This window comes from Bradyrhizobium sp. CCBAU 45321 (assembly GCF_028128975.1).
In the GTDB taxonomy this organism is placed as follows: Bacteria; Pseudomonadota; Alphaproteobacteria; order Rhizobiales; family Xanthobacteraceae; genus Bradyrhizobium; species Bradyrhizobium yuanmingense.
In genome coordinates this window covers 216,327-222,962 of the sequence record NZ_LFKZ01000121.1, presented here as the reverse complement: position 1 = coordinate 222,962, position 6,636 = coordinate 216,327, and the positions used below count along the sequence as shown (strand labels likewise).

Genomic DNA, 6,636 nt, shown 5'->3' with positions numbered 1-6,636 from the left:
ACCCAAAGCAGAAGGTGATCAATGCACAACACTTCTTCCTGACAGTACGCCGGTGGTCTTGTAGTTGCTTATGCGGCTCCGAGCTGATGACGCTTCCAGGCTGTGAGCACGACAACGGCCGCGCATCCAATCGCGTTGAGCATGCTGACCACGAACAGGGCCAGGCTTGGAGCAATGACCAGTGCGTAAGCCGCGGTCGAACCGTTGGCACCGATCCATACGAACCACGTCGTATACGAGATCGCCCTGGCACCATCGCGATCAGCCGCGACACGCAGAATCTGCGGAAGGTAAGCAGCAATCCGCAATACGTTGAACACGTAGAAGAAGATGAGCGTGATCTCTGGCAATTGCATGGCCGCGCCTCTTTTGCATGCGCTGCTGGCGGCGGGCTCATCGACGCGCCGATTGGAATCTGCGCTGCTTGAGCCCCCTCCCGCTCAAGCTCAAGCCCCGCGACGAGCAAGAAACTGCGCAGGGATGGCGAGACTGAAAAGCCAAAGCGGGAAGAAGTTCACTCATGGCGGCCTTTTAAGTCGAGAGAACGACGCCGTCGACGCGCCAGCGCATGCGTCGTGGCGGCAGTTCTCAGAGGCGCTCGATGTTGGCGTCGGCGACGACGCTCGTCCATTTGGCGACATCGAGGATGACACGAGCCTTGAACTCGTCTGGGGTCGACGATCGCGGCTCGTTGCCGAGCGCACGCAGGCGCTCGGTGAAAGGACGCTCCGCCAGGATAGCGGCGATCTCGGCATTCAGGCGTTGCACGATAGACGCCGGCATTCCGGCCGGTCCCGCGAGGCCCTGCCAGGATGTGACGGCGTAGTCGGGAAGGCCTGCCTCCGCGATGGTTGGGACCTCCGGTAGGCTGAAGAAACGGGTGGTGCCGGTGGTCGCGAGGGCGCGCATCTGACCTTCACGTGCCATTTTGGCTACCAGTGTCGGCGGATCGACCATGAAGTCGATTCGCCTGCCGACGAGGTCGGTAACGACCTGAGCGCTACCCCGATAGGGGACGTGCTGGAATCGGACCCCGGCTGTCTTTGCGAGAAGCTCGATCAGCAGGTGATGCGTCGTTCCGACGCCGGGCGTGCCGTAAAGCAGCGGTGCGCCGCGCGTGCGCGCTTCGCCGAGTAGGTCCGTCATCGACCTGATCGTGTGGTCCTGGTAAGTTGCAACGACGAACGGATAGTCGGCGATCATTCCGATCATCGAGAAGTCTTCGACGGTGCGATAGGGCAGCTTGCTGTAGAGCGCGGCGGTGCTCGCATGTCCGCCCGGGATCGCAATTAACGTGTAGCCGTCAGGTGCCGTGCGAGCGACGTGCGCTGCGGCGATTGTTCCGGCTGCTCCGGGCCGCGGGTCGATCACGACCGGTTGACCAAGACGGCGCCCAAGCCCCTCGGCGATAAGGCGAGCGACGGTGTCGGTTGGTCCGCCTGGCGGCCAGCCGTGCACCAGGGTGACGGGACGGCTCGGCCACACGGCATCGGCGTGAAGGGGCGTGACCACGGAAGCTGCGAGACCGCCAAGTACAGAGCGACGTGTGAGTTTGGTCATAGCCATCTCCTTCAGGCTGCTGGGGGATTGAAGGAGTGCGACTGCGGCGCCGTCGAATCTTCGACCGTGGTGCGGCGCATGTCGCGGCGGCATCGCATGTCGTCGTACGGCCGGGCGCGATGCAAGGTGCAGCGATTGTCCCACATGACGAGATCGCCGACGCGCCAATGGTGCTGGTAGACGAAGCGCGGCTGGGTCGAGAAATCCGTCAGGTCCTTGAGCAGCGCGCGACCCTGCGGGATCGGCCACCCGACGATGTGCGATGCGTGCGATGCGAGGAATAGCGTCCTGCGCTGGGAGCCGAGATGTAGGCGTACCAAGGGCTGCTGAACCGGCGGCAACGCGGCGCGCTCCTCGTCGGAAAATTCCGTGTAGCCGACGAGGCTGCGCGAATGAAAGATCGAATGCTCGGCGACGAGCGGTGCGATCTTGTCCTGGGTCGAAGGGTCAAGCGCTTCGTAGGCGGCTCGCAAGTCGGCGAATTCAGTCTCGCCACCCTCCGGCGGAACCTCGCGCGCCGACAAAAGCGAGAATTTCGCCGGAACAGGCTTGAACGAGCTGTCGGTATGCCAAAGCTCGTTGGCGCGCAGCATCATGCGCCAGCGGTCGGACGATGCGCGGATATTGTCGTTCTCATCGAGGTTCGAAATGTCCGCGAGCTCGCGACCCAGGCGGTGCTTGCGATCACGGCGGATCGTTCCAATCGGGGCTTCCAGCGACCCGAACAGCCTGCTGAACTCGACCTGGTGCCTGTCCTCGAGTGCCTGCCCGCGAAATACCAACACGCCGTGGCGCTCAAGTGCCGCTGCGATCTCGACGGTCGTTGAGGGACCGCAGGTACGCAGGTCGACGCCGGTTATCTCGGCGACGAAGAGGGGATGCAATTGCCGACTCTGGATTGCCACCGCGAACCTCCGTCCTCGAAATCTGCTGCGGAGGATATGGGGGCGCGCTATAAAGGGAATACGCGAATTGGGACTATCTAAATGAGGAAAAAGTTATGCCTTCGCGTGAGCATTGGGACACTCGGATCGGTCGCCGCATCCGTCTGCGCGACCTGCACGTACTGCTGACCGTCGTGCAGCGCGGCAGCATGGCCAAGGCGGCGCAGCAGTTGTCCATCACGCAGCCCGCGGTTTCGAAGTCCATTGCCGATCTGGAGCATGCGCTCGGCGTGCGACTATTGGATCGCGGTCCTCAGGGCATCGAACCCACTGCCTATGGCAGCGCCTTTGTGCAACGCGGCCTTAGCGTATTCGATGAGCTGCGGCAGGGGGTCGGCGAAATCGAGTTCATGTCTGATCCGCGCGTTGGCGAGGTCCGGGTGGGATGCCCCGAAACCTTGGCGGCGACCCTGCTTCCGGCCGTCGTGGAACAGCTTGGCGATCAGTATCCCGGCATCAAGTTGCACGTGATCTAGACCAACCCCCTGGCCCTGGATATCCGTGAGTTGCGCGACCGGAACGTCGACCTGATGCTCGGCCGTATCGGGCCGGCATTCGCCGAGGAGGATTTGGACGCCGAGATTCTGTATCACGACCCGCTCGTTGTCGTTGCCGGAACGGCAAGCAGGTGGGCGCGGCGTCGGACGCTCGAACTCGCGGACCTCATGGACGAGAAGTGGATTTTGTATCCGCCGAACGAAATGCCGGGCATCTTCATCGAGGAAGCTTTCCGCAATTGCGGCCTGAGCGTTCCGCAGGCGAGCGTGCTGACCTATTCGTTCCAACTGCGCGACATGTTGCTAATGACCGGCAAGTACCTGAGCATCGTCGCCGCCTCCGCGGTCCCCGTCCTCAACGTGAAACGTTTGGTCGTGAAGACCTTACCGATCGATCTCGGCCCACAGGCGACAGCGCGGCCCGTAGCGATCTTTACCTTGAAGAATCGCACCTTGAGCCCGGCCGTCGGCCTTTTCGTGGAGCACATCCGCAAAGTCGGGAAGGCGATAACTTCACAATCCAGTCGCTAGTACGCTTGATTGGACTGAGTCTGCTGTTGGCCCGTTCGAGACCTGCGGGCCCGATCTGACCACGTCCGCTTGTCCGGCTAGACCGGAAGTCATTGCCGCACCGGCAAACCGACGCGAATGACCCAAAGCGGACCTCCCGTGACTCCATTAGCTATCTTTGAACGGTAGGCTCCTGCCCAGCCAATTGGCGCGCTGCGTCGAGGGAGTCGATGATGGCGCAAAAGTCGATGATGCGGTTTTTGCGAAACCGAAGAAAGTGTGCTGCAAGGTAGTGGGCAGACCGTGCCGTGGCGCGATCCTTCACCTTAATAATAACCGAGAGAGCCGCGCGGTCATCATTGACCACAATGGTCATAGGCCAAAACGACAGAACTTCCAGCTTTTCATGCACTTCAGCGAATGCTCGCAGAACATCGGCCCGGCCGCGCCGCCTTCCGAGGTACGGGAAAAGATCAGGCGGAGCATGGCTCAGAAAATCGATCTGCTCGTCTAAAGCATCCTCAAGGTCCCTTAAACGACCATGGGCGAAATGCTCGTAAATCTCACGGACGCGTTGTTCGCTCAAAGCAGTCACAGCATCCTCCCGAGCTATGGGCAAACCTTAGCGAACGGCCGAAAAGAACTCCAAGCCTAGTGCAGCCTTTCCGCCCCCCGTTCGGAAAAGCAGGTTAGTACATGACCTGTGTAATTTAGAGCGATAGAATGATTTTGGAATACGTTTACACAGGCCGTCGCGCGGCCCCAGCAGGAATTCACCTGCCCTAACTGATACCAGGCAGGAACTTGCAGAAGGCCGGTAATGTTGCCCCTAACACGGGTGAGTTCTACCCCGCCGGAAGGGTCCTAATGCCAACCATTGACCAATGCAGAACATATGCGGCGAACTACAAAATCCTCGCAGCCGATCCAGCCAATTCGGCCCGCCGAGCTGCCGTGTTGACCAATATTTCGCATAGCTGGACGGCGCTGGGAAACCAGCTTGAGACGCTTGCCCTCATCGTGAGCGAAGAAGGATAGACCACTGACGCTTGCGGGGGTCACCATCGTCGGACGGTCACCGCCCGCGCTTGTGCGCAGAGGGCCAGCCGGGCTATCGCGCGGCGCCACGGATTAATAGGCGCAAATATAGTTTCCGTACGCATCGTAGCAACTGCGGCGGTACGCAGCAGCGCCAACCGCAGCCGCGCCTACCGCTGCCGCTCCGACACCGTAGCCCCGATAGCCGTAACCGCGATAGCCGCCCCGATAGCCGTAGCCCCGGTAGCCAGCGCCGCGCACCGCAACAGCGCCGCCGCCCCGCGGTCCTCGAACTGCGACCGCACCGCCGCGGTAACCGCCGCCACCCCGATAGGCACCTCCGCCGCGCCGAGCCTCGGCATCATCGGGGATCAAGCAGACCACGAGCAAAACGAAAGCGGCAAGGGGAGCGAGAATATAGCGGAGCATGAGGGAACCTTTCGTTGAATTCTTCAAGCCCCGCTTGCCAGATTGCGGCTCTCTCTGCACAGGAGGTTGATGTAGATCAATCGAACCCGCTGGTTGCGAGCCGAATGGCCTCTGGTCAGGCGCACATGTCCTCCCTTATTTCCGCTTTTGGCCCGAAGGCGAAGATCGCGATGGCGTCGTGCGTCAGCAGCCGGGGCTAGACCGGACGTGGGGTGACGCGGCGAAATCGACGCGAATGACCCATAGCCGACCTCGCCGCGTCGGGCAGCATCGCACCACCCGAGCTGCAGCTAGTTCACAGGTCCCCGTCCGCCGATCGTCTCCATGTCTGGCTGCTCGGGCCTGACGCCTTGGGCGCGGTTGACGAGCGTCGTGATCACCCAGAGCACGACACCGATGGCGATCAAGACCCCCGCGACCTGGTACTGGACCATCGCCCGTCCGGTCCATGGCCCGGCCAGGAATGCGCAGGAGATTGCCCCCAGCACCGGCAGGATCGTCGGCGTACGAAAATGGTCGTGTGCGACGTTGTCCTTGCGCAGCACCAGCACCGCGATATTGACCACCGTAAACACGCAGAGCAGAAGCAGCGCGGTCGTTCCGCCGAGCGCCGGCACTTCGCCGACAAAGGTGATCAGTGCGAATGCCAGCAGCGTGGTGAAGCCGATCGCGATGTAGGGCGTACGCCGGCTCGCATGCACCTTGCCAAGCACCGGCGGCAGCACATGCTCGCGGCTCATGCCGTAGACGAGCCGGCTCGCCATCAGCATGTTGATCAGCGCGGAGTTGGCCACCGCAAACATGGTGATGAAGCCGAAGATCCAGAGCGGAAAGTTCGGCGCGCCGGCCCTCACCACTTGCAACAGCGGCGTCTCGCCTTCGCCGAGCTTCTCCGGCGGAACCAGCGTAATCGCCGAGATCGAGACCAGCACGTAGATTGCGCCGGTGATGAGCAGTCCGGCAAGCAGCACGATTGGAAAATGCCGTGTCGGATCCTTGCATTCCTCCGCCATGTTGACGGAATCCTCGAAGCCGACCATGGCAAAGAACGCGAGCGTGGTCGCAGCGATCACCGGCCAGAACATGCCGGCATCGCCTGCCTTGAACTGCGTGACGCGCGAGACGTCACCCTGGCCGAGGCCGATCGCCCAAAGGCCGATGATGATGATGATCAAGAGGCCCGTTAGCTCGACGCAGGTCAGAACAACGTTCGCCTTGACGCTTTCGCCAACGCCGCGAAAGTTGACCGCGGCAACAACCGCCATGAAGACGAGCCCAGTCATGGTAATGCCGAACCCCGACAGGCCCAGGCCAAACGCGTTCGACATGTTTGCAGAGAAAGCGCGAGAGGCAGTGGAAGCGGAGGTAATCCCCGAGCACATCACCGCAAACGCAACGATGAACGTGATAAAATGGATGCCGAACGCCTTGTGGGTGTAGAGCGCGGCGCCTGCGGCCTTCGGATACTTGGTGACGAGTTCGAGATAGCTCAGCGCAGTGATCAGCGCCACGACGAAGGCGACGAGGAACGGCAGCCAGACGACGCCGCCCACCTGGTTGGCGACCTGGCCGGTGAGCGCATAGATGCCGGTGCCGAGAATGTCGCCGACGATGAAAAGCAGGAGGAGCCACGGGCCCATGACCCGGCGCAGGCTCGG

Annotated in this window: 9 protein-coding genes; 3 read left to right on the top strand and 6 right to left on the bottom strand. The window is 61.8% G+C overall.

Annotation, left to right across the window (positions count from 1 at the left end):
• Nucleotides 1–68: 68 nt before the first annotated feature.
• The 3 genes from ACM43_RS18105 to ACM43_RS18095 all read right to left on the bottom strand — a co-directional run bounded on the left by ACM43_RS18105 (nt 69) and on the right by ACM43_RS18095 (nt 2,465).
• Nucleotides 69–356 carry a hypothetical protein gene (locus tag ACM43_RS18105; RefSeq protein ID WP_271541830.1) on the bottom strand — a complete coding sequence of 96 codons (288 nt, stop codon included), beginning with the start codon at nt 354–356 and terminating at the stop codon, nt 69–71.
• Nucleotides 357–588: 232 nt separating this feature from the next.
• A complete protein-coding gene (locus tag ACM43_RS18100) occupies nt 589–1,560 on the bottom strand; it encodes a Bug family tripartite tricarboxylate transporter substrate binding protein (RefSeq protein WP_271541828.1) in 972 nt (323 codons plus the stop codon).
• 11 nt (nt 1,561–1,571) lie between these two features.
• A complete protein-coding gene (locus ACM43_RS18095; RefSeq protein WP_271541826.1) occupies nt 1,572–2,465 on the bottom strand; it encodes a TauD/TfdA dioxygenase family protein in 894 nt (297 codons plus the stop codon).
• 95 nt (nt 2,466–2,560) lie between these two features.
• Here ACM43_RS18095 and ACM43_RS18090 point away from each other — a divergent pair, with 95 nt between their 5' ends.
• Both ACM43_RS18090 and ACM43_RS18085 read left to right on the top strand, forming a co-directional pair.
• On the top strand, nt 2,561–2,980 hold the full coding sequence (locus ACM43_RS18090; RefSeq protein WP_271541825.1) for a LysR family transcriptional regulator: 420 nt from the start codon (nt 2,561–2,563) through the stop codon (nt 2,978–2,980).
• Nucleotides 2,981–3,010: 30 nt separating this feature from the next.
• Nucleotides 3,011–3,532, top strand: coding sequence for a LysR substrate-binding domain-containing protein (locus ACM43_RS18085; RefSeq protein ID WP_271541823.1), 522 nt, complete (start codon nt 3,011–3,013; stop codon nt 3,530–3,532).
• A 151-nt stretch (nt 3,533–3,683) separates the two neighbouring features.
• Here ACM43_RS18085 and ACM43_RS18080 read toward each other — a convergent pair whose 3' ends face one another.
• Nucleotides 3,684–4,106 carry a nuclear transport factor 2 family protein gene (locus ACM43_RS18080; RefSeq protein ID WP_271541821.1) on the bottom strand — a complete coding sequence of 141 codons (423 nt, stop codon included), beginning with the start codon at nt 4,104–4,106 and terminating at the stop codon, nt 3,684–3,686.
• Nucleotides 4,107–4,378: 272 nt separating this feature from the next.
• Here ACM43_RS18080 and ACM43_RS18075 point away from each other — a divergent pair, with 272 nt between their 5' ends.
• Complete coding sequence (locus ACM43_RS18075) at nt 4,379–4,549, top strand: hypothetical protein (RefSeq protein WP_271541819.1); 171 nt, start codon at nt 4,379–4,381, stop codon at nt 4,547–4,549.
• A 93-nt stretch (nt 4,550–4,642) separates the two neighbouring features.
• Here the strand turns inward: ACM43_RS18075 and ACM43_RS18070 are convergent, their stop codons facing one another.
• Nucleotides 4,643–4,978 (bottom strand): hypothetical protein, encoded by a 336-nt coding sequence (locus ACM43_RS18070; RefSeq protein WP_271541817.1) that lies wholly within the window; start codon nt 4,976–4,978, stop codon nt 4,643–4,645.
• Between the two features lie 290 nt (nt 4,979–5,268).
• Nucleotides 5,269–6,618 (bottom strand): APC family permease, encoded by a 1,350-nt coding sequence (locus ACM43_RS18065; RefSeq protein WP_198399861.1) that lies wholly within the window; start codon nt 6,616–6,618, stop codon nt 5,269–5,271.
• Nucleotides 6,619–6,636 lie beyond the last annotated feature (18 nt).

Bases quoted from the DNA above. Each gene is read 5' to 3' on its own strand.
- ACM43_RS18100 (WP_271541828.1), bottom strand. From the start codon at position 1,560: ATGACCAAACTCACACGTCGCTCTGTACTTGGCGGTCTCGCAGCTTCC.
- ACM43_RS18065 (WP_198399861.1), bottom strand. From the start codon at position 6,618: ATGGGCCCGTGGCTCCTCCTGCTTTTCATCGTCGGCGACATTCTCGGC.
- ACM43_RS18070 (WP_271541817.1), bottom strand. From the start codon at position 4,978: ATGCTCCGCTATATTCTCGCTCCCCTTGCCGCTTTCGTTTTGCTCGTG.
- ACM43_RS18105 (WP_271541830.1), bottom strand. From the start codon at position 356: ATGCAATTGCCAGAGATCACGCTCATCTTCTTCTACGTGTTCAACGTA.
- ACM43_RS18090 (WP_271541825.1), top strand. From the start codon at position 2,561: ATGCCTTCGCGTGAGCATTGGGACACTCGGATCGGTCGCCGCATCCGT.
- ACM43_RS18075 (WP_271541819.1), top strand. From the start codon at position 4,379: ATGCCAACCATTGACCAATGCAGAACATATGCGGCGAACTACAAAATC.